Origin of the sequence: Glutamicibacter soli (genome assembly GCF_003309065.1) — a bacterium.
GTDB lineage: Bacteria > Actinomycetota > Actinomycetes > Actinomycetales > Micrococcaceae > Glutamicibacter > Glutamicibacter soli.
Map to the genome: position 1 here is coordinate 1 of NZ_POAF01000003.1, position 26,524 is coordinate 26,524.

24 protein-coding genes are annotated in these 26,524 nt (G+C 64.4%); 12 read left to right on the plus strand and 12 right to left on the minus strand.

Features of this window, described 5'->3' with window-relative positions; translation table 11 throughout:
- On the minus strand, window positions 1-1,881 hold a 1,881-nt coding region (locus tag C1H84_RS06590), incomplete at its 3' end, for a choice-of-anchor G family protein (protein WP_181728058.1).
- Between the two features lie 514 nt (window positions 1,882-2,395).
- Here C1H84_RS06590 and C1H84_RS06595 point away from each other — a divergent pair.
- Window positions 2,396-3,061, plus strand: coding sequence for a response regulator transcription factor (locus C1H84_RS06595; protein ID WP_181728059.1), 666 nt, complete (start codon window positions 2,396-2,398; stop codon window positions 3,059-3,061).
- Window positions 3,062-3,064: 3 nt separating this feature from the next.
- Here C1H84_RS06595 and C1H84_RS06600 read toward each other — a convergent pair whose 3' ends face one another.
- The 3 genes from C1H84_RS06600 to C1H84_RS06610 all read right to left on the minus strand — a co-directional run bounded on the left by C1H84_RS06600 (window position 3,065) and on the right by C1H84_RS06610 (window position 6,932).
- Window positions 3,065-3,712 carry an SH3 domain-containing protein gene (locus tag C1H84_RS06600; RefSeq protein ID WP_053798700.1) on the minus strand — a complete coding sequence of 216 codons (648 nt, stop codon included), beginning with the start codon at window positions 3,710-3,712 and terminating at the stop codon, window positions 3,065-3,067.
- A 169-nt stretch (window positions 3,713-3,881) separates the two neighbouring features.
- Complete coding sequence (locus tag C1H84_RS06605) at window positions 3,882-4,373, minus strand: ferritin (protein WP_047119984.1); 492 nt, start codon at window positions 4,371-4,373, stop codon at window positions 3,882-3,884.
- Window positions 4,374-4,517: 144 nt separating this feature from the next.
- Window positions 4,518-6,932, minus strand: a complete 2,415-nt coding sequence (locus C1H84_RS06610) for a Tex family protein (RefSeq protein WP_244910833.1) — start codon at window positions 6,930-6,932, stop codon at window positions 4,518-4,520.
- A gap of 135 nt (window positions 6,933-7,067) precedes the next feature.
- Here C1H84_RS06610 and C1H84_RS06615 point away from each other — a divergent pair, with 135 nt between their 5' ends.
- Both C1H84_RS06615 and C1H84_RS06620 read left to right on the plus strand, forming a co-directional pair.
- Entirely contained in the window at window positions 7,068-7,382 is a 315-nt protein-coding gene (locus C1H84_RS06615) for a hypothetical protein (protein ID WP_244910834.1), read from the plus strand.
- 39 nt (window positions 7,383-7,421) lie between these two features.
- On the plus strand, window positions 7,422-7,817 hold the full coding sequence (locus tag C1H84_RS06620) for an RNA-binding S4 domain-containing protein (RefSeq protein WP_113606926.1): 396 nt from the start codon (window positions 7,422-7,424) through the stop codon (window positions 7,815-7,817).
- 18 nt (window positions 7,818-7,835) lie between these two features.
- Here the strand turns inward: C1H84_RS06620 and C1H84_RS06625 are convergent, their stop codons facing one another.
- Window positions 7,836-9,791, minus strand: coding sequence for a S9 family peptidase (locus C1H84_RS06625; protein WP_113606927.1), 1,956 nt, complete (start codon window positions 9,789-9,791; stop codon window positions 7,836-7,838).
- 74 nt (window positions 9,792-9,865) lie between these two features.
- Here C1H84_RS06625 and C1H84_RS06630 point away from each other — a divergent pair, with 74 nt between their 5' ends.
- The gene (locus C1H84_RS06630) at window positions 9,866-10,405 is read left to right on the plus strand and encodes a DUF1697 domain-containing protein (RefSeq protein ID WP_113606928.1); all 540 of its coding nucleotides are present in this window, start codon (window positions 9,866-9,868) and stop codon (window positions 10,403-10,405) included.
- A 67-nt stretch (window positions 10,406-10,472) separates the two neighbouring features.
- Window positions 10,473-11,129 (plus strand): trimeric intracellular cation channel family protein, encoded by a 657-nt coding sequence (locus tag C1H84_RS06635; protein ID WP_053798706.1) that lies wholly within the window; start codon window positions 10,473-10,475, stop codon window positions 11,127-11,129.
- Between the two features lie 19 nt (window positions 11,130-11,148).
- On the opposite strand, the gene C1H84_RS06640 is transcribed toward C1H84_RS06635, so the two are convergent.
- Together C1H84_RS06640 and C1H84_RS06645 are read right to left on the minus strand one after the other, a co-directional pair.
- A complete protein-coding gene (locus C1H84_RS06640; RefSeq protein ID WP_047119990.1) occupies window positions 11,149-12,405 on the minus strand; it encodes an MFS transporter in 1,257 nt (418 codons plus the stop codon).
- An 18-nt stretch (window positions 12,406-12,423) separates the two neighbouring features.
- Entirely contained in the window at window positions 12,424-12,978 is a 555-nt protein-coding gene (locus C1H84_RS06645; protein ID WP_047119991.1) for a TetR/AcrR family transcriptional regulator, read from the minus strand.
- A 129-nt stretch (window positions 12,979-13,107) separates the two neighbouring features.
- Between C1H84_RS06645 and C1H84_RS06650 the strand changes: the two genes are divergently transcribed.
- The 3 genes from C1H84_RS06650 (at window position 13,108) to C1H84_RS06660 (ending at window position 16,239) form a co-directional block, all read left to right on the plus strand.
- The gene (locus tag C1H84_RS06650) at window positions 13,108-14,625 is read left to right on the plus strand and encodes an MFS transporter (RefSeq protein ID WP_113606929.1); all 1,518 of its coding nucleotides are present in this window, start codon (window positions 13,108-13,110) and stop codon (window positions 14,623-14,625) included.
- A gap of 293 nt (window positions 14,626-14,918) precedes the next feature.
- The gene (locus tag C1H84_RS06655; protein WP_028268826.1) at window positions 14,919-15,122 is read left to right on the plus strand and encodes a cold-shock protein; all 204 of its coding nucleotides are present in this window, start codon (window positions 14,919-14,921) and stop codon (window positions 15,120-15,122) included.
- 109 nt (window positions 15,123-15,231) lie between these two features.
- Window positions 15,232-16,239 (plus strand): LLM class flavin-dependent oxidoreductase, encoded by a 1,008-nt coding sequence (locus tag C1H84_RS06660; protein ID WP_220124887.1) that lies wholly within the window; start codon window positions 15,232-15,234, stop codon window positions 16,237-16,239.
- Here the strand turns inward: C1H84_RS06660 and C1H84_RS06665 are convergent.
- A complete protein-coding gene (locus tag C1H84_RS06665) occupies window positions 16,226-16,519 on the minus strand; it encodes a hypothetical protein (RefSeq protein ID WP_244910835.1) in 294 nt (97 codons plus the stop codon). The genes C1H84_RS06660 and C1H84_RS06665 overlap by 14 nt on opposite strands.
- Window positions 16,520-16,710: 191 nt before the next feature.
- Complete coding sequence (locus C1H84_RS06670) at window positions 16,711-17,967, minus strand: MFS transporter (protein WP_113606931.1); 1,257 nt, start codon at window positions 17,965-17,967, stop codon at window positions 16,711-16,713.
- Window positions 17,968-18,188: 221 nt separating this feature from the next.
- On the opposite strand from C1H84_RS06670, the gene C1H84_RS06675 reads away from it, so the two are divergent.
- The 4 genes from C1H84_RS06675 to C1H84_RS06690 all read left to right on the plus strand — a co-directional run bounded on the left by C1H84_RS06675 (window position 18,189) and on the right by C1H84_RS06690 (window position 21,122).
- The gene (locus C1H84_RS06675; RefSeq protein ID WP_047119995.1) at window positions 18,189-18,665 is read left to right on the plus strand and encodes an Lrp/AsnC family transcriptional regulator; all 477 of its coding nucleotides are present in this window, start codon (window positions 18,189-18,191) and stop codon (window positions 18,663-18,665) included.
- 131 nt (window positions 18,666-18,796) lie between these two features.
- On the plus strand, window positions 18,797-19,060 hold the full coding sequence (locus C1H84_RS06680) for a hypothetical protein (RefSeq protein ID WP_047119996.1): 264 nt from the start codon (window positions 18,797-18,799) through the stop codon (window positions 19,058-19,060).
- Between the two features lie 46 nt (window positions 19,061-19,106).
- Window positions 19,107-20,012, plus strand: coding sequence for a LysR family transcriptional regulator (locus tag C1H84_RS06685; RefSeq protein WP_113606932.1), 906 nt, complete (start codon window positions 19,107-19,109; stop codon window positions 20,010-20,012).
- A gap of 48 nt (window positions 20,013-20,060) precedes the next feature.
- A complete protein-coding gene (locus tag C1H84_RS06690; protein WP_113606933.1) occupies window positions 20,061-21,122 on the plus strand; it encodes an enoyl-CoA hydratase/isomerase family protein in 1,062 nt (353 codons plus the stop codon).
- On the opposite strand, the gene C1H84_RS06695 is transcribed toward C1H84_RS06690, so the two are convergent.
- The 3 genes from C1H84_RS06695 to C1H84_RS06705 all read right to left on the minus strand — a co-directional run bounded on the left by C1H84_RS06695 (window position 21,119) and on the right by C1H84_RS06705 (window position 26,499).
- Window positions 21,119-22,918, minus strand: coding sequence for an FMN-binding glutamate synthase family protein (locus C1H84_RS06695; protein WP_113606934.1), 1,800 nt, complete (start codon window positions 22,916-22,918; stop codon window positions 21,119-21,121). The genes C1H84_RS06690 and C1H84_RS06695 overlap by 4 nt on opposite strands.
- 68 nt (window positions 22,919-22,986) lie before the next feature.
- Window positions 22,987-24,765 (minus strand): amino acid ABC transporter ATP-binding/permease protein, encoded by a 1,779-nt coding sequence (locus tag C1H84_RS06700; protein ID WP_113606935.1) that lies wholly within the window; start codon window positions 24,763-24,765, stop codon window positions 22,987-22,989.
- On the minus strand, window positions 24,766-26,499 hold the full coding sequence (locus C1H84_RS06705) for an ABC transporter ATP-binding protein/permease (protein ID WP_181728061.1): 1,734 nt from the start codon (window positions 26,497-26,499) through the stop codon (window positions 24,766-24,768). It lies immediately after the preceding gene.
- Window positions 26,500-26,524 lie beyond the last annotated feature (25 nt).

The window sequence follows — 26,524 nt, forward strand, 5'->3', positions numbered from 1 at the left end:
GTTCGCATCGGTGTTCGCAGCCGCGTTATCCGCAGTGTTCACATCCGTGTTCGCATCGGTGTTCTCAGCCGCGTTATCCGCAGTGTTCACAGCGGTATTATCCGCAGTGTTATCTGAGACGTTTTCCCCCGAACTTTGAGCTTCGGATTTGAAATCAACCCGATCATTAGTAAGCTCATCTGCTGCGGTGATGAAATGTTCACCTTCAGGAACACCAGTGAAGACGTGCCGCCAGTTGCCGTCAGGATCAACCACTACAGAAACTGCTTCACCACCGTCAAGGGCAACCAGAATCTCAGTACCAGGCTCGCCCTTGCCCGTCACTTCAACATCACCAGGCTCTAGTACGGAAGAATCTTCTGGCGATAAGATCTCGACCTTTGCCGTCGCCTGATCATCAGCACGAACTTCCGAACGAGCCAGCGAAACTTTATTCGCTTGCTCGCCCATTCCTGGCAGCAAAGTCACGGACAAAGCAGTCACGTAGTCCGCTTCTTGCGTAGAGTCAGGGTCTACGCTCGGATCGTCGATGGTGGTTTTGCCCTGTTCGTTCAGGGTGACTTCAACGATTTCATTCAAAACGCCTTCAAGCACAGGTTCAAGCGGCTTGGTTACGCCATCAACAATGCCCGTGATAGTTCCGGCAAGCCCATCAACCACTGGGTTAAGAACCGGACCGATGGCTCCACCGACGACTCCAACGACGCCCTCAACGAGCGGTGTGACGAGCGCACCAAGGTTGAGTCCTGCAAGGTTCAAGTTCACAACGGTAGTTGGCTCAGTATCCACTAGCCCAAGGAAGCTTGCGACGCTGCCCGTAATTTTCGCGTCACCCGTTGCCAAAGGTACCAAGAGTCGTGCTTCCAGGCCCAGATCGACCACGATATCAATTTCGTCTAGAGCTGCGACAAGTGCATCTCGCAGATCGGTGATAATACTGGACAGGGCCGAAGTAACTTCATCGGCAATTTCCTGAACCGCTTCCGCGCTAAGAAGCTCATAGTTTGCCGTTTTCCCGTTCAGACCACCGGTCGTTACCTTAGACAGATCAACTGAGACTTCTCCTGTGCTCAGGTCGATCGAAACAAGGCCAGTTTCGGAGGTGATGACGCCTTGCAGCACATCGGTCTTCACCTGGTTCAATGCAGCATCTACACCGTCGAGCGCAACCTTGGAATCAGTAACGCCGATCCGGGCCAAGGGCCTCAGATCAATATCGATAGCTTCGAGACCAGAAGTAATGGTTCCCAAGACACCATCAGACGACAGCGTCGTATTCAACGTAGTGCCGAGTCCGTCAACCACACCGCCAAGTGAGGTAGTCAGCCCTTCAACAGCGGGGCTGCTGATCGTTGCATTGGCGCCAGCGATCAAGTATTCGGTCTTCACGGAACCGTTCGTCTTCTCAGCAGTCGAGCCGAGAGCGCCAATTTCCAAGGACGCTTCATCAATTAGCGCGTCAGTCAGATTGTCGACCTCAAGTTGCTCAAGCAACTTAGTCAGATCAATATTCGCCATCATTGAGTCCGAGCCCTCGGCATCCAGCGCAATCGCGCCGTTTGCGCTTACTGCACCGGCTCCAGCCTTGGCGCTGGTGGCCGATGAAGCCTCAGCGAAAGAATTGAGCACGCCGGCTTGGCCGAGCTGAAGGAGCCCAGTGCCTGCCTCGCCGATAAGTGGAAGTTGCAGACCCTGCCCCAGATCCAGATTTAGCGCGCCAAGCGCGCTTACGTTCAAAGGTGCGTGTTCCGCAGCCGGTGAACTCGGACTTCCGGAGTGTGCGAATCCTGCATCTGCTACAGGAATCGTCAATAGATTAAGGTCGATTGTCCGGCCTAGAGCCTCGGACGTATCTGTCGGTGCCGCATAAGCGGCGGTCACACATGGTGCGATAAACAGACTTGTAACTACAGCGCCGGCTAGAACCCGACGAGCAGCACGAGGGGCCGCACCCTTCTTCTCAGGCGGCAAATGACTATCTTGCACCGCAGTCCTCCCTGGTTGTTTGTGATCGCGGAACTTTAGGCAAGCCCCATATCGACCCTAGGTGCGAGGTATCTGCGCACTCAGGTTTCTTTCAGCTATTTCTTGGCAGATTGAGGTCATATTTTCTATCCAGTTGGATAATTTCCATCACTAATGGGATAAACTGCGCGGTAACTTATTTCTCTGCTTGCGCGTATCTTCGGCGTTCTCGCCGGTTAACAGAATTCGTAAAGAGGATTGGCTCACTCTGCAACTGGTCAAGTGAACAATTAACATTTGCCGGTGGGGTTATTTCCTCTAACTGCTTGGCCATAGAATGAACCTAGTTGCAGCACGGGATCACGCGGGGACGTGAGGGGCAAGATGCTGCAGGCCTGAGTTGACGGAAGCCAAGCCAAGGATGCCCCCAATGACTGAAATTCGAGTTCATCTTGCCGACAGCGATCATTTTTCGCGTGCCGGAATCGTAGGTGCACTGACAGCAGAACGAGATATCGTCGTTGAATCTATTGCAGGATCGATGGCTGAAGCGTTGGAGAACGCATCGCAGACAAAGCCAGACATTATTCTATTGGAGACTTCGCTGAGCGGAGACAGCCTTTTCAAGTCCGTCCGCCAAATCGTAGCCGCGGCGCCAAACAGCAAAGTGGTCGTGTTGGCTACCAGGTACAACCGCGACGAAGTGACACAGGCCTACGATGCGGGAAGCTCAGGAATCATCTCCAAGAGTTCCATCAGCACGGAATTGCCCAGTGCGCTGCGCATGGTGGCCGCCGGGTACCAGTTGTTCGCTCCGCCAACGGATGGCTGGGAGTACCCGGTTCGCATGGAGAAGCGCACGGAAAACCAGACGATTATCCGGGCATTGTCCGGACGCGACCGGCAGCTGGTCAGCCTGGTTGCCGCAGGTCTGACCAATGTCCAGATTTCCCGTGCGGTGCACATCAGTGAGGGCTCGGTGAAACTCTATCTGGCACGCATCATGGATGAGCTTTCGGTGACAAACCGGGTGCAGCTTGCAGTCATTGCGGCGGAAACCGGCCTGATCACGTCCGCTGATCTGCAGATTGCCTGAGTTCTAGTAGACAGTGCGCAGCTGGCTGGCCGGGATCCACATTTGTTCACCGTCGCGGTCGATCTGTCGCCAGGCACCCTGTCGGGCGACAATCACCACGGCGGTGTCCGCCTGGAGGATGCGCGCCAAACCGTAGTGGTCGCCCGGTCCGCGACGTGCGTTCAAGCCGATCGTAGTCAGCGCACGCTGATTGGGAACTGCCATCAATCCGCCCTTTGCAGGTCGGGCCGGCAGCTCGTGAAGGTACATGCTCGGCACCCAGCCGTGCAGCTTTCCGCATTGGATCTGGGACCACAGCCCCTGCTGGAGCAGCAGACGCACCTTGGCGCCCTGATCGATCACCATGAGCACCGGATATCCGGTGCCGCTGCCCTTGCGCAGATTGAGGGTCGCGGTGGTCGAGTGCGTCGTCTCGACCAGGGAGTAACGTGAGAGGGTTCGTTCGTCGTGATCGTCGTCAGACTGGTTAACCACAGGCTCATCGAACTCCGCCGGAATCGGTTCCAGATAAATGTTCGGCACCCATCCATAAATCTTGTGAACATAGACGTGCGCCCACGAACCGTGCACCTTGACCAAGGTCAGCTCGGTTCCCTGATCCAAATTGCTTTGCACCAGGTAGTGCCGGCCTGCGCCCTTGCGCAGTTTCAATGGTGCCGTGGTTCGATGCGTACGCGATGCCGACGACGAACGAGCCGTTGACTGCGAATAACCCATCTGATTCACGAGCACCTCAAAAAGAAAACTTAGGGGAAGCAACAAATGTCGCTTCCCCTAAGTTTATTCCATTTTTAGAAGTTGGTTCTTCTGCGTATTAGTTTCACTTGCGCGCGCCCAATTCGGAATCCAGGCGAAGCAGTCCGTTGCCGTCGTTTCCGATCAAGTTGACACGGTCCAGGATCTCGGAGACCGTGGCTTCTTCTTCGACCTGTTCGTCGATGAACCAGTGCAGCAACGGAAGCGAGTCGATATCCCCCTCGGTCTGCGCCAAGCGGTACAGCTCGCGGATCGCTTCCGAGACCTTCTGCTCGTGGGCCAAGGATGCAGCGAAGGCATCCGCAACGGATTTCACGTTGACTACGGGAGCCGACTGCTCGCCGATCCTCGGGTGTGCCGATCGGTCGGTCATGTGGTCCATGAACTTTTCAGCATGGACGATTTCTTCAGCGGCCTGGGCTCGGAACCAACCGGCGATGCCAGGAAGGCTCATGATATCCATTTCAACTGCCAGCTGGCGGTAAACCGTTGCAGCAGTCAGTTCGAGGGTTACCTGCGTGTTGAAGGCTTCTGCCAGTTTTCCTGTAAGTTCCATGTCTTTAGACTAGAACGCTTCAAAACCGTTGTCATCGAAGTTTGGACTCACTTAGTCGTACTGGAATTAGGCAATAAACCCTAGTTGGGCCCGGGTTGACATAGCCCGCACTAACCTAACTTAGGGAAGGCGAACATGCACGTCCTATTTGCCCAATCCTGCCCGCCGCAGGGCTTCTGCCATGGCCGTGTTTCCCGAAGGAGCTTCGGCCCGGTTGCCGCCATTCGGCCGGCCCCGGTTGCCCGAGCGCTGCTGTCCGGAGCGGGAATTCTGTCCGTGGCCGCGCGGGCTGCGCTCGCGCTGCCCGTTCGGCTTGCCGGATTCGCCGGCGGCCGGCAGCTCATCATCCAGTCGCAGGGTCAACGAGATGCGCTTGCGGGCCGTATCCACCTCCAGCACCTTGACCTTGACGATCTGCCCGGAGCTGACCACTTCGCGCGGATCCGAGATGAACTTGGTGCTCATCGCCGACACGTGGATCAGCCCGTCCTGGTGCACACCCAGATCGACGAAGGCGCCGAACGCCGCCACGTTGGAGACTGTGCCTTCCATGATCATTCCCGGCTTGACGTCGCCGATTGATTCAACGCCTTCCTTCAGCGTCGCAGTGACGAATTCGCCGCGCGGGTCGCGGGCCGGACGCTGCAGCTCTGCCACCACGTCGCGGATGGTCGGTTCGCCGAACTGCTCGGTGACGAAGTCCGCAGGCTTCAGTTCCTCAAGGCGGCGGCCCTGCTGCGCGGCGGCCTTCTGCAGTGCGCGGGCCAGGTCGTAGGCTTCCGGGTGCACCGAAGAGGCGTCAAGCGGTTCCTCGCCGCCGGTGATGCGCAGGAATCCAGCGCACTGCTCGAATGCCTTGGCGCCGAGGCGCGGCACCTTGAGCAGGTCCTTGCGCGTGGCGAAGGGCCCGTTGGCGTTGCGGTGCTCGACGATGTTGCGGCTCAGCAGCGGTCCGACGCCGGCCACGCGGGCCAGCAGCGACGGGGACGCGGTGTTCACGTCGACGCCCACGGCGTTCACGCAGTCCTCAACCACGGCGTCCAGCGCGCGGTCGAGCTTCGAGGCGGTGACATCGTGCTGGTACTGGCCCACGCCGATGGACTTGGGGTCGATCTTGACCAGTTCAGCCAGCGGATCCTGCAACCGGCGGGCGATGGAAACCGCGCCGCGCAGCGACACGTCCATGCCCGGCAGCTCCTGGCTTGCCAGTTCGGAAGCCGAGTACACCGAGGCACCGGCCTCCGAGACGATGACCTTGCTGACCTCGGCGGTACCCAGTGCCTTGATGACTTCGGCGGCCAGCCGGTCGGTTTCGCGCCCTGCGGTGCCGTTGCCCACTGCGATCAAGGTGGTGCCGTGCTTCTGCGCCAGCCGGGTCAGGATCGCGACCGATTCGTTCCACTTGTTCGCCGGTGCGTGCGGGTAGATGGTGGCAGTCTCGATGGACTTGCCGGTCAGGTCCACGACTGCGACCTTGACGCCGGTGCGCAGTCCCGGATCCAGCCCCAGAACTGCCTTGTTGCCGGCCGGTGCGGCCAGCAGCACGTCGCGCAGGTTCGCGGCGAAGATCTTCACCGAGGCGTCCTCGGCTTCCTCGAACAGGCGCGAACGCAGATCCGATTCGAAGCGGGTGAGCAGGCGGGCCTTCCAGGCCAGGCGCACGGTCTGGGCCAGCCACTTGCCGGCCGGGGCGTCAGCCGGGGCATTGATTCCCAGCGAAGCGGCGATCGCGTTCTCGTAGCCTGCGCGGGCCTGGTCAACGGCTTCCGCGTCGCGCGGGTCCGCCTCGGCCAGCTGAAGGTTCAGCACCCCGTCGCGTTCCCCGCGCAGCAGCGCGAGCACGCGGTGGGATGGCAGGTTGTCCAAGTCCGCCACGTAGTCCAGATAGTCGGAGTACTTGCCTTGGCCTTCCGCTGTGGCTCCGGCGGCGACGCTGGCGCCGATCTTGCCGTTGGTCCACAGGCGCTCTCGCAGGTCTGCCGCCAGCACGACATCCTGGGAAACCCGCTCGGTGACGATTGAACGGGCTCCGGAAAGCACCTCCAGATCTGTCGGGAATCCGGCGTCGGCGTTGAGATAGTCGGCGGCAGCGGCCGCCGGGTCGGTCTGCGGATTGGTGAGCAGCAGGTCCGCCAGCGGCTCCAGGCCGGCTTCGCGGGCAATCTGGGCCTTGGTGCGGCGCTTGGACTTGAACGGGAGGTAGATGTCCTCCAGCTCGGATTTGGTGCTCGCTGCGGTGATGGCCGCATCGAGCTGGTCGGTCAGCTTGCCGGCTTCGGAAATAGCTTCGCGGACCACCACGCGGCGGTCTTCGAGTTCGCGCAGGTAGCGCAGGCGTTCTTCGAGCAGTCGCAGCTGGCTGTCGCTGAGCATGCCGGTGACTTCCTTGCGGTAGCGCGCAATGAAGGGCACCGTCGATCCGGAATCCAGCAGTTCAATAGCGGCCTTGACCTGCCAGGGCTGCACCATCGATTCGACGGACAGTTCCCGGGCCAGCACCTCGATGATGCGCTGTTCGGTGGCATTGCTGACTGCGTTGTTCTTCTGATCGCTACTCACCGAACCATTGTGCCCCATGAGCGTTTCGGTTCTAATGATCGACTCGGCTGGCTTTCAGGAGATCCCAAAAGTTCGCGGCTAAGATTTATTGCCATGGGGAAAGTAAAGGTTCGGAACGCGGCAATCCTGCTTCTGGTGTCATCGGCAACACTCTTCAGCGCGGGCTGCTCGGTCATCCAGGACACGGCGAATTCGGCGGCCAACGAGCTCACCGATGCGGCGTCCAAGGAAATCGTCCGGCAGGCTTGCGCGCCGATCCAGGACGGTCGAATCGACGCGAGCGAACTGCGTGTACTGACATCGCTGGTCGGTGCGGTAGAAGGCGGGGGCCTGCCACAGGATCTGGTTGACGTCCTGAACGATCTGGCCGATTCCGGCGACTCGGTGTCCACCCGATTGCAGGAACGCCTCGTGCAGGCCTGCGACGACGCGACCGCCCAAGCCAACTAGTGCGCGCGGCCCGCTCAGGTCCTGGCCTAGACTTTTTTCATGCTCGAAATTCCGACAACCGGCAAAATCCGAATTGATGCCTGGCTTTGGGCTGTCCGCGCCTACAAGACGCGGTCCGAGGCGACGGCTGCCTGCCGCGCCGGCCATGTGAGGCTGAATGGAGTGTCCGCAAAGGCCGCGCAGCCGGTGGTTCCGGGCGACCGCGTGCGTGTGCGCAAGAACGGCTTCGATCGCGAGCTGGAAGTCGTCGGCCTGATCTCCAAGCGCATGAGCGCCTCCGTGGCCGTGAAATGCTACATCGACCACAGCGAACCGCGCGAGAAAATCATCGTCCCGCAGGTTCCGGTGCGCGAACGCGGTGCAGGCCGCCCCACCAAGAAGGACCGCCGCGAAATGGATCGTCTGAGGGCCTCCTGGATCGACCCCGAAGACTAGGCCGGGTCATCCGCCGCGCTACGACAGCTCGATGGCCGGGGCATCGGTTTCGAAGCCGAAGATCTGCGCGTAGAAGGCCAGCGAGCTTTCCAGGGCGCTGACGATGTTCTCCGATTGGCGGAAACCGTGCTGCTCCCCGGGAAACAGGATGTAGGCATGGGGAATGCCGCGGGCGGCGAGCGCGTCGGCCACGACCTGCGACTGCGACGGCGGAACCACCAGGTCCTCGTCCCCCTGCAGCAACAGGACCGGACAGGAAATCTTTGACACGTGGTTGATCGGCGCGCGCTTCTCATACAGCTCCGCGGCTTCGGGGTATGGTCCGACCAGCGAGAACATGTACTGGGACTCGAAATCATGGGTGTCCTGCACCAGGGCGACCAGGTCCGAGACGCCGTAGCGGCTGATCCCGGCGCGGAACACCTCGGAGTTGGTCAACGCGCTGAGCACCGTCCATCCGCCGGCACTGCCGCCTTCGATGCCCATGCGCGCCGGATCCGCGATCCCGCGGGCCACCAGCGCCTTGATCACCGAGACGGTATCCGCAACATCCACGACGCCCCACTGGCCGCGCAGGCGGTTGCGGTAGTCGCGGCCGTATCCGGTGGAGCCGCCGTAGTTCACGTCCACCACGCCGATGCCGCGCGAGGTGTAGTAGGCGATGGTTGCATTCAGCGTGGCCGCGGCCTGCGCGGTCGGCCCGCCGTGCACGAAGGTGACATAGGGCGGCAGCTCGCCGTCAAGGCCGGTCAAACCGTCCTGGCGCGGGCGGTACAGCAGCGCGTGGACCGATTGGCCGGCCACGTTCGTGCACTCGAATTCCTCGACCTGCGGCAGCATGGCCGGATCAGGAAGCCGCGCGATGGAACCGGCGACGGCGCGGTGCTCCAGGGTGTCAAGGTTGACCAGCGTGATCTGCTCGCCCTGGGTCATCGAGGAGGTTCCGGCCAGCAGCCAGCCGTCGCGCACCTGCAGCGGGCGCACCCGGGTGAAGGGCAGCGGCAGGTCCTCCAGTCCCCCGGTCAGCGCATGGACCCGTGCCAGCTTGGTGGTACCGGTGCCGTAGGAGCACAGCAGGGTGCGCTGGTCCTCCAGCACGTACCAGGCACTTCCGACCTGCCACAGCGGTCCGGCGAATTCCGCGGCGCGGTCTACCAGCCGGGTGGCGCGGGCGGAGCTGACCTGGTGGATGTAGGGATTCCACCAGCCGGATTCGTCGCTGACGTACGCGATGCGGTCCTCGTCCACCCATTCGGGCTGCATGATCGAGATGTCTTGGGCCCCGGCGATCACGGTGTCTTCCAGCTGCCCGTTGCCTGCCACCTCGGCCAGGTGCAGCTGCGTTCCGTCCCAGGGCATGTTCGGGTGTTCCCAGCTGATCCAGGTCAGCATCTTTCCCGAGGGGCTCAGCCGGGGCGCGGCCACGAAGCGGGCCGGCGCGGTGAGCACCCGGATACGGGTGGCGTCCTGGGCCGCGGAGCCGTCCAGCGGGATCTGCACGATGTGGCGCACCGGCTCGGAGCGCAGGTCTTCCATGATGGCCAGCACGCTGCGGTTGGGTCCGTCGATGAACTCCGCGAAGCGCAGCTGCGGGTTCCCGCCGGACATCGAGTCCGGGGTCAGTGCGATCGGGGTAACCTGCCCGAGCTGCTGCAGGTACACCCGCTGGTCGGCGAAGTTGGTGAAGACGATGGCGTCCTGCAGGCGCCCGGTGACCAGCTTCCAGCTGGCACCGCCGTACTCGTGGACCCGGGAGCGGACGTTGTAGGGCTTGCTGATCAACTCGATTGGTTCACCCGGCTGATCCAGCGGGTAGCTGACCAGGGTGATGCGTCCGCCTTCCGCAGGGCGGCCTTCCTGGACGATGACGTTCTGCCCGTGGAAGCATGCACCGCCTAGTGGTTTGGTCCCCGCGGCGACGTCGTTCGCGGAAATAGTCGAGGGCCAGGATCCGTAGGGCAGTTTCGAAGGCATGATTCGATCCTAACCAGATTTTTGATGCCAAACGACCCTCGACAAGTACAAAGATGTTCGGCTTGGATTAACTCATGACAACTTTTGCGGTCTTTCTGCGCGGCGTGAACGTGGGCGGGGTCAAGGTCCTGATGAAGGATTTGGCCTCGTTGCTGGCCGACGGCGGCTTCACCGAGGTGCGCACGCTGCTGGCCAGCGGCAACGTAGTCCTCGAATCCGAGCTCTCCGAGGCGCAGGCCGTGCAGCGGCGGTGCAACGAGCTGCTGGAGGAGCGCTACGGCCGGAGCATTCCCACACTGATCTATACCCGGGAGGAGATCCTCCAGCTGGCGCAGCCCTTCGTCCTGGAACTGCCCGAGCCCGCGGCCGAGCACCACGGATACCTCACCCTGTGCGAATCCGCCGCCGATGCGGCGGAGCTCTGCGAGCTGGCCCGCGGCCTTGATCCGCAGCCGGCGGTGGACGTGCTGGGCAGGGCTCTGTGCTGGATCGTGCGCAAGGGGCAGAGCACCACCGATCCGCTGGCCAAGCTCACCACCGCCCAGGCCCGCAAGCGGGTGATCACGACCCGGAACCACAACACCTTGGTGAAGCTGGCGGCGATTATTCGCTGAGCGCCTTCACGGGCAATAATTGAGCGTTGCGCTTTTTTGCCGTTGGATCCTCAGTGAAAGTCCGTGAATGCTGACCCTTATCGAACTCGTTGGTATTTTCTTTTTTGCCGTCTCAGGATCGCTGATGGCGGCGCGGCGAGGATTCGACATGCTCGGATCGGCGTTCCTCGGCGGCGTCACCGGCCTGGGCGGTGGCGTGGTCCGCGACCTGATCCTGAACCAGTCCCCCGCCACCTTCGCGCATCCGGTGTATTTCCTGCCGCCGGTGCTGGCAGCGCTGTGCGTGTACGCCTTCACTCCTGCGGTACAGAAGCTGCACCGGCTGGTGCAGATCTTCGACGCGGCGGGATTGGGGCTGTTCTGCATGACCGGCACCATGAAGGCGCTGGAGAACGACGTGAACCCGGTGACCGCGGTGCTGCTCGGGGTGATCACTGGCGTGGGCGGCGGCATGCTGCGCGATGTCATCTCGAACGTCACCCCGGATTTGTTCAACCCCCGCGACGTCTACGCCCTCCCGGCCATCCTCGGCGCCACCGCCACCGCGTTCGCCTGGCACTTCGATGTGCTGAATATCGCGGTTGGCACTGGCATCGCCGGATTGACCTTCGTCTTGCGGCTGGCCTCGATCCGGTTCGGCTGGAGCGTCCCGCTGGCGGCCGGACATTGGCACCGGCAGCCGAACATCCCGAACCACGGCGACGGGCCACGCCGGAACTTCTAGGCCACGGGCGCCCGGGAACCTACCCGATGCGTTCGAGCCGGCCGGCTTTCTCGGAGCCTTCCACGCTGTCCTCGATGGTGCGCGACGGGTTGATGATGATCGCGCCGATGAGCATCACCAGCACACAGGCCCCGAGCATCGCGAAGGCAGGGCCCCACGAGCCGGTGGACTTCTGCACCACGCCGAACAGCAGCGGAACGATGCCCGCGCCGGCGTAACCCAGGCCCTGGGCGAATCCCGAAAGCACGCCGGATCCGTACGTGGTGCGCGAGCGCAGATTCATCATGAGCAGGGCGATGGCAAAGGTTCCCTGGCCCAGACCGGCCAGGCAGACCCACAGCACGGTGCCTTCGGTGGGAGACAGGTAGATGCCAAGGTGCCCCGAAACCCAGCAGGCGGTGAAGATCAGCACAGCGATGATCGGATTCTTCAGGCGCGGAACCCACAGCGGCACCAGGAGGGAGACCGGCAGGCCGAGGATCGCGAACAGGGCCAGCATGTTGCCGGCGGACAGCTCGCTCAGCCCGCGGTCCTGCAGGTACGGCGGCAGCCAGGTGAAGTACACGTAGGTCTGCGCGGAATTGCCGGCCAGGAAGATGGCCAAGCCCCAGGCGACCTTGGACTTCCACGGATTGATCTTCGCGATTGGCTGCGCCGCGCCGACCGCCTGCACCGGCTGGTCCGGGCGGTCCACATTGCGGTCGGCCACCAGCTGGATGATCCACGGCACCAGGACGATCATCGACAGCAGCGCCCAGGAACCGATGGAGATCTTCCAGTCGCTGGCGTTGGCCAACGGCACCGAGAACTGCGGGGCCATCCAAGTGCCTACCGCAAGCATCGTGACGTAGCCGCTGGTCACCAGTCCGATGCGGTCGGGGAAGTATTTCTTGACCAGCGGCGGGAGCACCACGTTGCCCATGCCGTATCCGGCCAGCGCGATGATCGAAAGCGCCAGGAAGGAATAGACCTCCGGCATGAAGACGCGAGCCACCTGCCCGACCACGGCCAGCGCGATGGCGGTGATGAGGGTCTTCTCAAGCCCGAAGGAACGGATCAGGCGCGGCGTCAGCAGACCGAAGCAAGCGAAGACGATGGGCGCCAGGGTGGCGAGCAGGCCGATGGTGAACTCGGTGAATTCGATGTCGACCTGGATCCGGGCCAGCAGCGGCGGCACGGAAACGACCGCTGCGCGCAGGGACAGGGCCATCAGCAGAATGCCCAGCAGTGCCCCGATTCTTCCCTTGAGTGAGGTTTTCGGGCTGGCATTCGACATCGATTGGTTCTCCGCTGACTACTGGTTGTTAGTTCCCAACTTTTTCAGTTGCGGAACCAACTCTAGTAAGTGAGACAGGTTACCTTCAAAATGGCGGGCGTACCAGGTGCCCGGAGTACCGGAGAAAGCATAAAGCCCCTCGCTGACCAGCATCACCAGATGGGCGATATCCTTGTCGCCGATTTCCTCCATGAGCGCGGCCAGCCAGCGCTCGTTGATGCTTTCCATCTGCGCGGTGGCCGCTTCAACCCCCGAATGCGCAAGCCTATGCAGGGCCACCAGCAGGCGGTCCAGTTCGGTGTTCACCTCGGCGCTGGTCCGGATGAAGTAGGCGGCGGGCCCCTCTTCGGCCTGGGCCATGTCCTTCAGGTCGATCAGGATCAGTTCTTCACTTAACTTAATAACCGCATCGGCCAGGGCTTCCTTCGAGGCGAAGTGGTACAGCAGCCCGCCCTTGGACACCCCGGCCAGCGCGGCGGTCGCTTCCAGGGTTGCTGCACGCTCGCCTTCCTCGCAGAGCAATGAGATGTATGCGTCCAGAACCTTGACGCGCGCTGCCGCCGGCCTTGCCATGGGACTCCATTCGATTAGTTGAAGTGATGGATACAACCATACCCAAGAATTGTAACTATACCGTCCAGACGGTATAGTTACGAATTGTTCAGGCATTCAGCCCCGTTAACGATCATCAGGATGATACCCATGAGCCCACTGCTCTCCGACCACACCTCAACGCTGTCCAAGCCGCGACGTTGGGCGGCGCTGGTAGCGCTCCTCTTCCCGGTGCTGCTGATTTCGGTGGACAACACCGTGCTCACCTTCGCGGTTCCGGCGATTTCCGAAGCCCTCTCCCCCAGCGGCGCGCAGCTGCTGTGGATCATCGACATCTACCCGCTGATCCTCGCCGGCCTGCTGGTGCCGTTCGGCTCGCTGGGCGACCGCATCGGACGCCGCCGGCTGCTGCTGATCGGCGCCTCGGGTTTCGCCATTGTCTCCGCGCTGGCCTCGTTCGCCACCGACGCGAGCCAGCTGATCGCCGCCCGCGCCCTGCTGGGCATCTTCGGCGCGATGCTGATGCCTGCCACGCTGTCGCTGATCCGCAATATCTTCACCGATGACACCGAACGCCGCACCGCGATCGCTGTCTGGGCCTCTGCCTTCTCCGGCGGCTCGGTGCTCGGCCCGATCGTCGGCGGCCTGCTGCTGGAGCACTTCTGGTGGGGCTCGGTCTTCCTGATCGCCGTCCCGATGCTGCTGCCGCTGCTGATCGGCGGGCTGATCCTGGTTCCGGAGTCCAAGGACCCGAACCCGGGACGCGTGGATCCGGTCTCGATCCTGCTGATCGTGATGACCCTGCTGCCATTCACCTACGCCATCAAGTCCTTCTCGAGCAGCCCATGGTACATCCCGCTGGGCGCCCTGGCACTGGCGGTGGTGTGCGGCGTGACCTTCGTGCGGCGCCAGCTGGGCTCCGACAAGCCGATGATCGACGTCCGCCTGTTCAACAACGGCCGCTTCTCCGGCTCGCTGATCGTGAACCTCATCGGCGTGTTCTCGCTGGTCGGCTTCATCTACTTCGTCTCCCAGCACCTGCAGCTGATCGCCGGCTACAGCCCGATCGAGGCCGGACTGTTGATGACTCCGGGCCTGATCCTGACCATGGGCTTCGGCCTGCTCTCCGTACCGCTGTCCAAGCGCTTCGGTTCGCCGAACATCATGATCCTGGGCCTGCTGTTCTCGGCCACGGCCTACACCATGGTGATCGTGGCGGGCAGCAACCCGAACGTCGTGCTGCTCATGGCAGCCTTCTGCGTGCTGGGCATCGGCATCGGCATGACCGAAACGCTGTCCAACGACATGGCGCTGGCCGCGGTGCCGGCTTCCAAGGCCGGGGCTGCCTCGGCCATTTCCGAGACCGCGTACGAGGTCGGCGCCGTGCTGGGCACCGCCGTGCTGGGCACCATCCTGAACACTGTCTACAGCTCGAACCTCAAGGTGCCGGGCAGCATGTCCCCCGATGCGGCGGCCCAGGCGGGCGAAACCCTCAGCGGCGCGCACCACGTGGCTGCGGGTCTGGACCCGGCCTCGGCGCAGGCCCTGATCGAATCCGCCGCGCAGGCTTTCGACCACGGCGTGCTGTTCACCTCGGGCATCGCCGCGGTGCTTTCGCTGATCGCTGCGGTCATGGTCGTGAAAATCATCAAACCAGCCGTGAAGTGAAGCTTTCGCGACGATATCTCAAATTTTCGATAAATTGCTGCAAAGTTATTCAAAAGTCGACTTTGACCACGTAGGCTAGGCAGTGTAGTTCCAAAGTAATTCGCGAAGTACCCTTTAGAAGTTTGTGAATGTCGGACCATCCCTGGTTGGCGCGAACCCCTTCTAGACGTGAAGTGAATGACTTGGCTGCTTCGCAAGTTCACCTCGCGCAACCAGCGTGGAACTTGCGTGGATACAACCAAGCTCGCCGCACAAACCATGGCGAGAAACGTCTGAAAGGACCAAATAAGAATATGGCAACCGGAATCGTCAAGTGGTTCAACGCTGAAAAGGGCTTCGGCTTCATCGCTCCAGACAGCGGCGATCCAGACGTCTTCGCACACTTCACCGCAATCCAGACCCAGGGCTTCCGCACCCTGGACGAGGGCCAGAAGGTTGAGTTCGAAGTAGTTGAGGGTCCAAAGGGTCTGCAGGCTGCAGACATCCGTGCTCTCTAAAGAAGGTCTTTGGCACTAACGCCTGACTTCACCCGATGGGTGGCTATCCGCAATGGATAGCCACCCATCGGTTTTTCCGTGCCCGCCACGGAATAGACGCAGCCGGCACATGGTTATGCCCAAGGTGAAGCTATCGATTTTGGACCTCGCCCCGGTGTCTCCCGGCGGCTCAATTGCAGACTCATTCAAATCATCCGTCCGGCTTGCGCAAACCGCTGAACGCCACGGCTACGAACGCATCTGGTACGCCGAACATCACAACATGCCGAACATCGCCTCCAGTGCGACCTCCGTGCTGATTGGCCACATCGCCCACCACACCGAGCGCATCCGCTTGGGATCCGGCGGCGTCATGCTCCCGAACCACTCGCCGTTGGTGATCGCGGAGCAGTTTGGCACTTTGGCCACGATTTTCGGCGACCGCATTGATCTGGGACTGGGCCGTGCCCCGGGCACCGACATGACGACCCTTCGCGCATTGCGCCGCGATCCGTCGGCCGCGGATTCCTTCCCGCACGACGTGCTGGAACTGCAGGCGTACCTCGCCGGCAAATCCCGCATCCCCTCGGTGCAGGCCATCCCCGGGGCCGGAACGAACGTCCCGCTGTACATCCTGGGTTCGTCCTTGTTCGGGGCGAAGCTGGCAGCCCAGCTGGGCCTGCCATATTCCTTCGCATCGCACTTCGCCCCCGCGGCCCTGCACCAAGCGGTAAAGCTGTACCGCGAGGAATTCACCCCCTCCGAGCAGCTCTCCGAGCCGTACGTCATCGCAGGCGTCGGTGTGCTGGCCGCGCAGACCAGCGAGCGGGCCCATGAACTGTTCAATGTCGCACGCCGCCACCGCGTGGCCAGTTTCCTGGGCCGCGGAGCGAACAAGGAGTTCACCGAGGCTGAAATCGACATGCTCATGGACACACCGCAGGCCCAGCAGATCCTGGACATGATGCGGTATTCGGCGGTCGGCACCGGCGAACAGGTCACCGAGTACCTCGCGCATTTCGCGCAGACAGCCCAGGCTGATGAATTGATCACCGTGCACTACCCGACCGACGAGCAGGCCCGCCTGGAATCGGTCATGATCACCGCCGACGCCGCCGAGCTGGTCAGCGCGCGCTGATCGTCACCCAGCGCCGCACCGCCATGACCAGCAGCACAACCAGCGCCACGGTCAATACTCCTTCGGCGCCGATGTAGGCGTCGTGCCACAGCGATCCGCCCTCGAAGTTCCCGGACAGCACCGCATCGGTGCGGCGGGACGAGCCGGGGCGGATCGCTGCCTTCTTCAGCAGCAGCACGAGGCCGGCAATCCCCACGCCCCCTTTCCAGGCCGTGTCGGTGCCGCGCCTGGGTGTGCCGAGCAGCAGGGCGATGAACAGCAGGATTCCAACGATGTTCAATCGCAAAGACCAGGCGCCCGATGCCCGACCCCAGCGGAATGGTGATCCCCGGGGCGGTGAATTTCAGCGGTGCCTCGATGAAGGAAATACCGGTCACCAAGCCCAGCCGCAGCGCGGGAGCAAGGACCTGGCTGCTGCGGCCCACAGGGCGGCGCGGTCGGTGCACGTAGGGCCGAAGCGCTCATACCCCCCTACACTACGCGCGAGGGGCCGCCAGTCCTGCGCAGGGACAGCGCCGACCATACCAGCAGCAGCAGGGCAGCCGCCGCACCGGCAATGCAGAACACCATGATGCTCGGCAGCTGCCCGAAGCGCCCCGCGGCCCAACCCAGCACGATCACCGGCAGCGCGCTGCCCAGATAGGTGACCAGGTAGATGCTGGAGACGGTCTGCGCATGGGACGCAGGGCTGACAGCATCCACGCACAGGCCGAATGCCGTGCGGAAGGCGATGCCCTGGCCCAAGCCGAGGACCACCATGGCCAGCACCCCGAGCCAGAGCCAGCCCAGGGTGGCGCCAACGAGCAAGGCAAGGGTCCCGGCGGCCATCAGCCCCAAGCCCAGCGGCAGCAGGATCTTTCCGCCGCGCACCACGATCTGCGACAGCGCGGCGATACCCAGCGGCAGCCCGGCAACCAGCCCGACGGCCCACAGGGACTGCAGCTCGAAGGCGCCGGCCAGGTAGCCCGGTGCCAAGGACAGCACGAAACCGAAGATCGCGAAGCTGAGGAAACCGACAAGCGAAGCCATCCAGAACTCGGTGCGGGCGTTGGACGGAATGCCCACGCGGCGCGGAGCCAGCGCGCGGCTTCTTTCACCGCGGTTCGCCATGGCAATGGCCGGGCGCGCTTGCAGTGTGCCCAGTGGAACCAGGACGACCAGCAGCAGGACGGCCTGAATCAGGAACACCGTGGAGCGGCCTCCCGGAAGGCCCGCCAGCGCGCCGCCGATCAGTGGTCCGAATGCCACGCCTCCCGACGAAGCCAGGAGGGTGAAACGCGAAGCCCATTCGGGTTTGCTCGGCAGCAGTTCGCGCAGCGCCGCGGCGCTGGCCCCGGTGGCCAGGGCGACTCCAGCGCCCTGCAGCCCTCGTCCGAGGCACAGCTGCCACAGGTTCCCGGCCGCTCCGAACGCCAGCGTACCGAGCAGCGAGACCCCGACGGCCAGCACCAGGGCGGCGCGGCGGCCCACATGGTCCGACCAATGCCCGACCACCAGCAGGAAGAACATCAGGGAGCAGACATAGGAGGCGAAGGCGATCGTGGTGCCCATGGCGCCCAGGTGCAGGTCGGCCTGCAGCTGGGGATACAGCGGCGTTGCCAGGTTCGCGCCGACCAGCAGCGTGAAGCTGACCAGGATGGTAATGGTCAAGCGGGTGGCGGTGCCGGGGTTCCATGACATCATGCGCGGCGTGCCGTGCTGCATACGCAGCTCACTGATGACGGACATTGGCGCTCCCGCGGAAATAGCTGTCGGCAGGGGAAAAATTTTTACCGGTGGGGCCACTCGCTGCCCCACCGGTTGTTTGAGCGTTCTGCTTGCGTTTGTCTACTACAACAGATCGTTCTCTCACAAATATCCGCCCTCTGATCTCACCAAGGATTGTTTATTGATAGAATTTGAGCAATATGGTCAAATTTAGGGCCTATGGCGGTATCGGGAGTGAGCAAATGGTGCGGTTGGACGACGTTGACCTGAAGATTCTTCTGGCCCTGATCCGGGATCCACGCATCCAGGTTTCAGAGCTTGCCGACGAAGCCGGGGTCGCCCGCAACACCGCGCAGTCCCGCCTGCGCCGGCTGCAGCGCTCCGAGGTGCTGCGCGAAGGCGGGCGCGACATCGACCTGGGTGTGCTGGGCTACGACGTGCTGGCCTTCGTCACCCTGGAGGTGAACCACCGGGAGCTGGACGCGGTCATCACCGCGCTGCGCCAGATCCCGAACGTGCTGGAAATCCACGAGACCTCCGGGCGCGGAGACGTCTGGGTCCGCCTCATCGCCACCGACACCCACCAGCTGCAGTCGGTGCTGCGCCAAATCCTGCGCATCAAGGGCGTGACCCGCTCGGAAACGACCTTCGCGTTGCACTCCCACCTGGCCTATCGCACCGCTCCGCTGCTGGAGCACTACGCCGAGCACGACCACTGATCGCAACCACCCGCGACACGCAATTACAAGTCTTTTGTTCAGGTCATAAGGGTTCTAGGCTGGAGCCAAGAGAAGTCACGAGGTATGTGCCCGACTTCCGGCAGATCCTCGTCCAATCGAAGGAGCACGCCATGAGCCGGGACTTTGAACCCACCGACTTCGCCCCCGAATACGGCAACGACATCTACGAGCCGGACGACGGCCGCGACTCGCAGGCCTACGAGGGATCCAGCGACATGCCCGAAACCATGCGCAACATCGACCCGTTGGCCCAGCGCCACTACCTCTATGACGATGACCTGGAAACCGAAGACGAGCTGGACAACGAGTTCAGCGAGGACGGCCAGGACGACGACGAGGATTCGGAGGACGGCGAGCGCGAAGATGAGGACTAGCTCACTGACTAAGCGAAGGTTGGGCTGAAGGTCTTAGACTTTAGAAGTGATTAATCCAGTTCACTTGCGTACCCTGCTCGAGGTGGTTGCACACCGTTCATTCGCGACCGCCGCGACCCGCTTGGGCTATACCGCCAGCGCCGTCTCCCAGCAGATGACCGCCCTGGAACGCAGCACGGGCACCACCCTGTTCGTCCGCGGCGCCCGTTCCATCACCCCGACCGCCGGAGCGCTGCGCATGGTGCGCCACGCGAAACGTGTCCTCACGGATCTCGACGCCCTCATGGCGGACGTCGCGACCATCTCCACCGATTCGGCGGAGAACGAGGAAATCAAGCTCGGCATCTTCCCGTCGCTGGCGACCTTCGCGCTGCCGCAGATCCTCACCGCCGAGGACTGGCCCTCGCTGGGCATCAACCTGCGCCTGTGGATCGGCGAACCACAGCAGACCGTGGCCGGGCTGGGCAGCGGCGGCGACCTGGACCTGGCGCTCATCTTCCAGGTGGGCCCCGGCGGCCTGTCCTGGCCAGCCTCCCTGGAACGCACCTGGCTGGGCGACGACCAGTTCCGCGTGGTCATCCCTTCCTCCTGGCCGATCGCCGAGGACGCCCGGCTGACCGTGGACCAGCTGGCCGAATGGCCCTGGATCTTCCACCACCCCGGCACCTCGGACGCGACGCTGATCTCGCGGCTGTTCGCCTCCTACAACATTCATCCGCAGGTCTCGGCCTACTGCGACGACTTCAACGCCTCGCTGAGCCTGGTCGCCTCCGGGCTGGGCGCGGCGCTGGTGCCCGACCTGGCCATGGCCAACGCCCCGGAAGGCATCCGCATCGTCGACGCCCCGGAAATCCGGCTGGCCCGCTCCATCTTCGCGCTGAAACCGGAGAATTCGAAGAAGCCGAAGGCTGACCTGGTTTTGGACCGCCTCGCCCAGGTGCTGGCCCACTAGGCTTAAGCCAACAACACTCGTTCAAGAACTCAGCAGGGCAGGTACTTCGTGGCGCACGACAGCAATTCTCCGGCAGAACCATTGGTCATTTCGACGGTCTACGGCGCATTGGGCCATCTGAAACTGAACCGCCCCGCGAAGCTGAACGCACTGAACCTCCAGATGCTGCTGGAGCTGCACCGCGTGCTCAAGGCCTGGGCCGAGGACCCGAAGATCTCCACGGTGCTGCTCACCGGGCGCGGATCGCGCGGATTCTGCGCCGGCGGGGACATCGCCGACTTCCACGCCGCGGTGACCACCGGACGCCACGAGGACTTCCTCAACCTGCTGTCCAACGAGTTCGACACCGACCAGCTCATCGCCTCCTACCCCAAGCCGCTGGTCACCCTGGCGCACGGCATCACCATGGGCGGCGGCATCGGCCTGGCCAGCCATGCGCCGGTGCGTCTGGTGACCGCCGGGGCCCGCATGGGCATGCCGGAGGCCAAGATCGGCTACACCCCGGATGTCGGCGGCAGCCACCTGCTGGCCAACATGCCCGGCCACTTCGGCGAATACTTCGCCATGACCGCGGACTCCTTCACCGGCGCGGACGCCGTCTACCTGGGCTTCGCCGACGTCGTGGTCTCGGAGGAGTTCGCCGCAAACATCCTTGACCACCTCGACGAATACATGGGCCTGAACGCCGGGGACCTGGCCGCGGCGATCGAGGTGATGCACGGCGCGGCGGAATCCCACCGGCTTGAACTGGACCAGGGCTGGGTGGACCACGCCTTCAGCGCCGCCAGCCCGGAGGACGTCGTGCAGCGTCTGGAGCAGATGGTGCACCCGCATGCCAAGCAGGCGGCCGCTCTGATCGCCCAGAACTCCCCCACCTCCGTCGCCTCGGCGTTCCATGCGGTGCGCGCCGCCCGCGCCGAGGACAACCTGCGTTCGGCGCTGGACCGCGAGCTGCGGCTGGCCGCGCACCTGATGCACCGGCCCGACCTGGCCGAGGGAATCCGCGCCCAGGTCATCGACAAGGACCGCAACCCCTCGTGGACCCCGGGCACCCTGGAAGCCGTCGACCAGGACGCGCTGCTGGAGCTGATGGACCCGGCCGATGCCTAGGGCTGCTGCGGCTCGTGCTGCTGGTCCACGAGCTGGTTCCCGGGCTGCCCTTCGGGACGCGTGACGTCCTGGTGCACCGGATGCACTTTCGTGGAGTTGCGCGGCTCCACGCGCGGTGCGCTGACCGCGTCGGCCGGTTCCTCTTCCCGCCGGGGCGGTTCGATGCCCACCCCGCGCGGCACCCCGTAGGGCACCGGTACGAATTCGCCGAAGTGGTCCGGATCCGCTTCCTGCCAGTCCTTGACCCAGGAAGCCGGCGGATTCTCCAGCAGCTCGTTGGGGCGCAGCCAGTGGAACAGCTCCGCATAGGAACGGGTTGATTGCAGGTTCACCCGGCGGCGCAGCATCCGCGTGTTCAGCTGCTCCGGACTGGTCAGTCCCATGGACGCCATCAGCTGGCCGGCTTCCGTGACCGTGAGCCGGTGGTAGTTGTACACGCGGTGCCCCTTGTCCTGGACGTCCAGCGCGCGTTCCAGGCGCTTGTTCTGCGTGGTCACGCCCACCGGGCAATGGTTGGTGTGGCACTGCTGGGCCTGGATGCAGCCGGTGGCCATCATCATGGAGCGGGCGGCGAAGGTGAAGTCGGCGCCCTGGATCAGCCGCTTGACGATATCCGAGCCGCTGGCCACCTTGCCGGCGGCCGCAAGCCGGATCTCCTCGCGCAACCCGGTGCCCACCAGGATCGTGTGCACCAGCATCAGCGCCTCCGTCAGCGGGGTGCCTACATGGTCCTCGTACTCGATCGGCGCCGCACCGGTGCCGCCTTCGGCGCCGTCCACGGTGATGAAGTCGACCAGGGTCCCGGTCTCCAGCATCGCCTTGCAGATCGCCATCACGTCGGTGCGCGAGCCCACGCAGAACTTGATGCCCACCGGCTTGCCGCCGCTGAGCTCGCGCAGCAGGGCCACGAACTCCAGCAGCTCGCGCGGGGTGGAGAATTCAGGGTGGCTCGCCGGGGAGATACAGTCCTGCCCCATGGGGACGCCGCGCGCCTCGGCGATCTCTTCGTTGATCTTCGCCGCCGGCAGCACGCCGCCCAAACCGGGCTTGGCGCCCTGGGAGATCTTGATGGTGATGCCCTTGACTTCCTCGCGGCTGGCCTTGGCGCGGAAGGTTTCCGGCGCGAAGCGCCCCTCCTCGGTGCGGCAGCCGAAGTACCCGGAGCCGATCTCCCAGAAAAGGTCTGCGCCGTACTCCAGATGGTATTTGGTCAGCCCGCCTTCGCCGGTCTCCTGCACGAATCCGCCCATGGAAGCGCCCTTGTTCATCGCCATGACAGCGTGGGAGGACAGCGCACCGAAACTCATCGAGGAGATATTCAGCAGCGAGATTTCATAGGGACGGGTGCATTGGCTGGAGCCGATACGGACCTTGTGCTGCTCGGAGGGCGGCGCCACCGGCGCGGTGGAGTGCACCAGGTACTCGTGCCCCACCCGGTTCACGTCAAGCTCGGTGCCGAAGGCCTTGTGGCTGTCCACCCCCTTGGCGCGGGCGTAGACCACCGAACGGGTATCCCGGCTGAATGGCTTCCCATCGGTGTTTCGCTCGATGAAGTACTGCTGGATCTCTGGCCGGATGAACTCGAACAGGTAGCGTGCATGGCCGACGATCGGGAAATTGCGCAGGATCGCGTGGCGTTTCTGCACCAGATCGTGGATGCCCAGGGCCACCAGCAGGCCGGTCAGCCCCACTAGGATCCACCAGACCCACTCCCCGGAGGTTCCCGCGAGGATTGCCGTGATGACGAAGCCCGCCACCAGCACAGCTAAAAACAGGAGGACAACTATGCGCATCATGTGGCGAGCCTAACCCCGCACGGGGTTCCCTGTCAGGTGCGCCGGGGAAATAGTCGCCTTGCGCCAAGCTAGTTCGCAGGTTCGATCCGGTCGGCTTCGCGCACTGCCATGCGGCTGAACAGCGAATCCGGCTGGGCCAGCAGCTGCTCAGGGGTGCCGGATTCGGCAACCTGCCCCTCGCGCAGCACCACGATCCGGTCGGCCCCGTGCAGGATGGAGATCCGGTGGCTGATCATCAGCACCGCCATTCCCGCGGTGCGCCGGGCTTCGACCGCCGCGAGCACCAGCTGCTCGCTGGCGGCGTCCAGCGCGCTGGTCGACTCGTCGAGGATCAGCACCTTCGGGCGGCGGATCAGCGCGCGGGCCAGAGCCAGACGCTGGCGCTGCCCGCCGGAGAGCCGGGTGGCACGGTCCCCCAGCCTGGTGTCCAGGCCCTGCTTCTGGCTTGCCAGCCAGGTTCCCAGGCCCAGCTCTTCGAGCACGGCGACCAGCTCGGCGTCCTCGATGTGCTCCAGGCCCAGCAGCAGGTTCTCGCGCAGCGTGCCGCGCACCATGACCGCCTCCTGGGACACCAGCAGCAGGTGAGAGCGCACCTCGCGCAGCGGCGCGCTCTCCAGCGGGATTCCGCCATAGGAGCATTCACCGGTGCTGGGCACCGCGCGGACCAGCGCGGAAGCCGCGGTGGACTTGCCCGATCCGCTGTCTCCCACCAGCGCCACCAGCTGCCCGGGAGCCAGCTGAAGGTCTAGGCCGGAAAGCACGGTGTCCTTCCCGTAGGCCACGGAAAGGCCCCTGACCGACAGCGTGCCTGATTCAGGCAGCAGCCGCGGCATATCAGGTTCGGCCACCTGCGGCTCGCCCAGCGCCATGGCATGCAGCCGCTTGGCGCTGGCCAGCGAGTCCTGCAGCCCCAGTACGAAGCCGTCCACCGCGCGCACCGCCTCATAGGAAGGCACCGCGATCACCGTGAGCACCAGCAGCGCCCCCAGTTCGTGGTCCCGGGCCGCGACCACCAGCAGCGCGAGCACGCTGCCCCAGATGACCGCCTGGGACAGCGCGGCGCGCAGGCCGGTGATGCGTCCGGCGCGCAGGGTGTCCGCCGTGGAGGGCTTGGCCGTCCCGTTGAAGCGGGCGAGCATCCGTGGCCCCGCCTCGTAGCCGTGGACCACGTCGATGCCGTTGAGCAGCTCGGCCAGCTGCTGGTTCTGGATGCCGCGCACACGCGCCTGCCCAGCGGCGGCCCGGCGCAGCGTCGGGATGCCCAGCGCCGGGATCACCAGGCCCAGCAGCACGTAGCCTGCCAGCAGGACCACCGCAGCAGCGCTGCCGAAGGACGACCAGGTCCACCAGGTGACGGCGCCGCTGACCACCACGGCTGAGACCGCCGGCGGCAGGGTGTGGGCGAAGAACACCTCGACCCGGTCCACATCGCGGGTGGCGACGGCCAGCAGGCCGCCGGAATTCCGGCTCCGCGCGGCGAAGGGCGCCTGGTGCTCGGCGGCCGCATACAGCGTGTTGCGCAGCCGCGACAGCGACAGGAACGCCACCTTGTGCCCGACGTACTGCTCGCCGTAGCGCAGCGCCCCCTTGGCCAGGCCGAGCGCGAGGATGCCCAGCGCCAGTGCGGTCCAGGAGGCGGAGATGCCGAGCACCTGGATCCCGGCGGCCTTGGCCAGGCCCAGCGCGGCGACCAGGTAGATGCCCAGCGAGGCGAAGCGGGTCAGGCAGGAAAGCAGGCAGGCCAGGGCCAGCGGCGGCAGCAGGTCGGAGGTGGCCCCGACAAGCCAGCGCAGCGTGGCGGCGGTCCCGGGCTCCGGCGCGGCCGGGGCGGTTGGCTGGGGCCTCATCTACTTGTCCCTTCCGCTGTGGGCGGTGCGCAGCCCGCGGGCGCGCTGCGTGAAATGTTCCATGGCGCGTTTCAGGTAGCCGTCTTGGGCCAGCAGGGCCTGCCGGTCCCCGGACTGGATGATCCGCCCGCCGTCCATCACGATGACCCGGTCGTAGTCGGCCAGCAGGCCCAGCCGGTGGGTGACGGTGACGGTGGTGATGGAGCGATCCAGGCCGCGCAGGGTCGCCAGCACCTCGGCCTCGGTCTGCACGTCCAGCGAGCTGGTGGGCTCGTCGAGCAGCAGCAGCGGGCGGCCGGCCAGCAGCGCCCGGGCCAGCGCCAGGCGCTGGGCCTGGCCGCCGGACAGCCGCGCCCCGGATTCGCCCAGCGGCTCGTCGAGCCTCCTGGTCGCCTGGTCGCCCAGCCAGCCGCCGAGCCCTGCCTGCTCCAGCGCGTGGACCATCTGGGCATTGGTGGCCAGCGGGGCGGCCAGCTGCAGGTTCTCGCGCAGCGTCAGGGCGAAGAGCGTCGCGTGCTGCTCCACCACCGCCGCGTTGTGCTTCAGCGTGGCGGGCCCCATGCCGTGGCGGCCGTCGTGGATGATGCCCTCGTCCGGTTCCAGCTGCCCCTGCAGCACTCGCAGCAGCGTGGTCTTGCCGCTGCCCGAAGGGCCGATCACCGCGGTGCGCGAGCCGGCCGGGAACACCGCGTTGACGCCACGCAGCGTGCGGTGCTCGCCGTCGTAGCTCGCGCCGACGTTCTCCAGCACCAGATCCCCGGTGTGCAGGTCGATATCCAGCGGCCGGGCGACTGACTGGTGCACCGGGATCTCTTCGATCTCGGCGATCTTCTTCTCCGCGCTGCGCCCGGTCAGGCCGATGTAGAAGAAGCTGCCCACGTAGTTCACCGGGGCGAGCATCAGGAAGCTGAGGATGACCAGCGCGGCCGCTTCGCCGGTGGTGAAGGCCCCGCTGCCCAAACGCCACCAGGCCAGGATCGAGGCGGTGGACAGCAGCAGGATGGCGAAGCTGGCGTCGATGACCAGCAGCACGATCTGGTTGCGGGCCAGCAGCTTCATGACCTGCCGGCGCACCCGCTCGGAGGCCCTGGCCACCCGGCGCCCCATCCAGCCTCCGGCGCCGTTGAGCTTGAGCATGCCCAGCGAGCGCAGCGCGTCGAGGAAGGTCGCCGTCAGGATGCCCTGCGCCCGGCGGTATTCGCCGGAGGAGGCGCTGAACAGCTTCTGGAATCCGAGCACGATCAGCGGGACCAGGGCGGTGGGCAGCAGCATCAGCCCCGCGGAGAGCGGGTCGATGAACAGCGCGATGAACACCAGCACCAGCACCGGGGTGGACACCGCGGCGATCGCCGGGCCCATGAAGGCGGTGCGGTACTTGACCGAGCGGTCCACCGAGTCCATGGCCGCCTGCACCAGCTCGCCTTCCCCGGCGCGCCGCACGGCCAGCGGGCCGATGGCCAGGTAGTGCTGCAGCAGCCGGGTGCGGTGGTGCTCGGTCAGCTGACGGCCCGCCTGCGCGGCGAGCACCGGAACCAGCCAGGCGCACACCGCGACGGTGAGCAGTTCGCCGACGGCGCCGAGGTACCAGCCGGCATCCGGCATGCCGCCGGCGGCGACGACGTCGATGGCGCGGCCGATGAGGACCGCCAGCCCCGCGGTGCCGGCCGCTCCGAGCAGGCTGAGCGCGACCACCAGTGCCGTGGACGCCGAGAAAAGACCAAAGACCCTATGCACAGCTTCAATCCTAGGCCAGCGCCCG

Bases quoted from the DNA above. Each gene is read 5' to 3' on its own strand.
- C1H84_RS06675 (WP_047119995.1), top strand. From the start codon at position 18,189: ATGGTGCGGTTGGACGACGTTGACCTGAAGATTCTTCTGGCCCTGATC.
- C1H84_RS06595 (WP_181728059.1), top strand. From the start codon at position 2,396: ATGACTGAAATTCGAGTTCATCTTGCCGACAGCGATCATTTTTCGCGT.
- C1H84_RS06700 (WP_113606935.1), bottom strand. From the start codon at position 24,765: ATGAGGCCCCAGCCAACCGCCCCGGCCGCGCCGGAGCCCGGGACCGCC.
- C1H84_RS06640 (WP_047119990.1), bottom strand. From the start codon at position 12,405: ATGTCGAATGCCAGCCCGAAAACCTCACTCAAGGGAAGAATCGGGGCA.
- C1H84_RS06695 (WP_113606934.1), bottom strand. From the start codon at position 22,918: ATGATGCGCATAGTTGTCCTCCTGTTTTTAGCTGTGCTGGTGGCGGGC.
- C1H84_RS06630 (WP_113606928.1), top strand. From the start codon at position 9,866: ATGACAACTTTTGCGGTCTTTCTGCGCGGCGTGAACGTGGGCGGGGTC.
- C1H84_RS06660 (WP_220124887.1), top strand. From the start codon at position 15,232: ATGGTTATGCCCAAGGTGAAGCTATCGATTTTGGACCTCGCCCCGGTG.
- C1H84_RS06620 (WP_113606926.1), top strand. From the start codon at position 7,422: ATGCTCGAAATTCCGACAACCGGCAAAATCCGAATTGATGCCTGGCTT.
- C1H84_RS06625 (WP_113606927.1), bottom strand. From the start codon at position 9,791: ATGCCTTCGAAACTGCCCTACGGATCCTGGCCCTCGACTATTTCCGCG.
- C1H84_RS06635 (WP_053798706.1), top strand. From the start codon at position 10,473: ATGCTGACCCTTATCGAACTCGTTGGTATTTTCTTTTTTGCCGTCTCA.
- C1H84_RS06645 (WP_047119991.1), bottom strand. From the start codon at position 12,978: ATGGCAAGGCCGGCGGCAGCGCGCGTCAAGGTTCTGGACGCATACATC.
- C1H84_RS06680 (WP_047119996.1), top strand. From the start codon at position 18,797: ATGAGCCGGGACTTTGAACCCACCGACTTCGCCCCCGAATACGGCAAC.
- C1H84_RS06650 (WP_113606929.1), top strand. From the start codon at position 13,108: ATGAGCCCACTGCTCTCCGACCACACCTCAACGCTGTCCAAGCCGCGA.
- C1H84_RS06605 (WP_047119984.1), bottom strand. From the start codon at position 4,373: ATGGAACTTACAGGAAAACTGGCAGAAGCCTTCAACACGCAGGTAACC.
- C1H84_RS06655 (WP_028268826.1), top strand. From the start codon at position 14,919: ATGGCAACCGGAATCGTCAAGTGGTTCAACGCTGAAAAGGGCTTCGGC.
- C1H84_RS06670 (WP_113606931.1), bottom strand. From the start codon at position 17,967: ATGTCCGTCATCAGTGAGCTGCGTATGCAGCACGGCACGCCGCGCATG.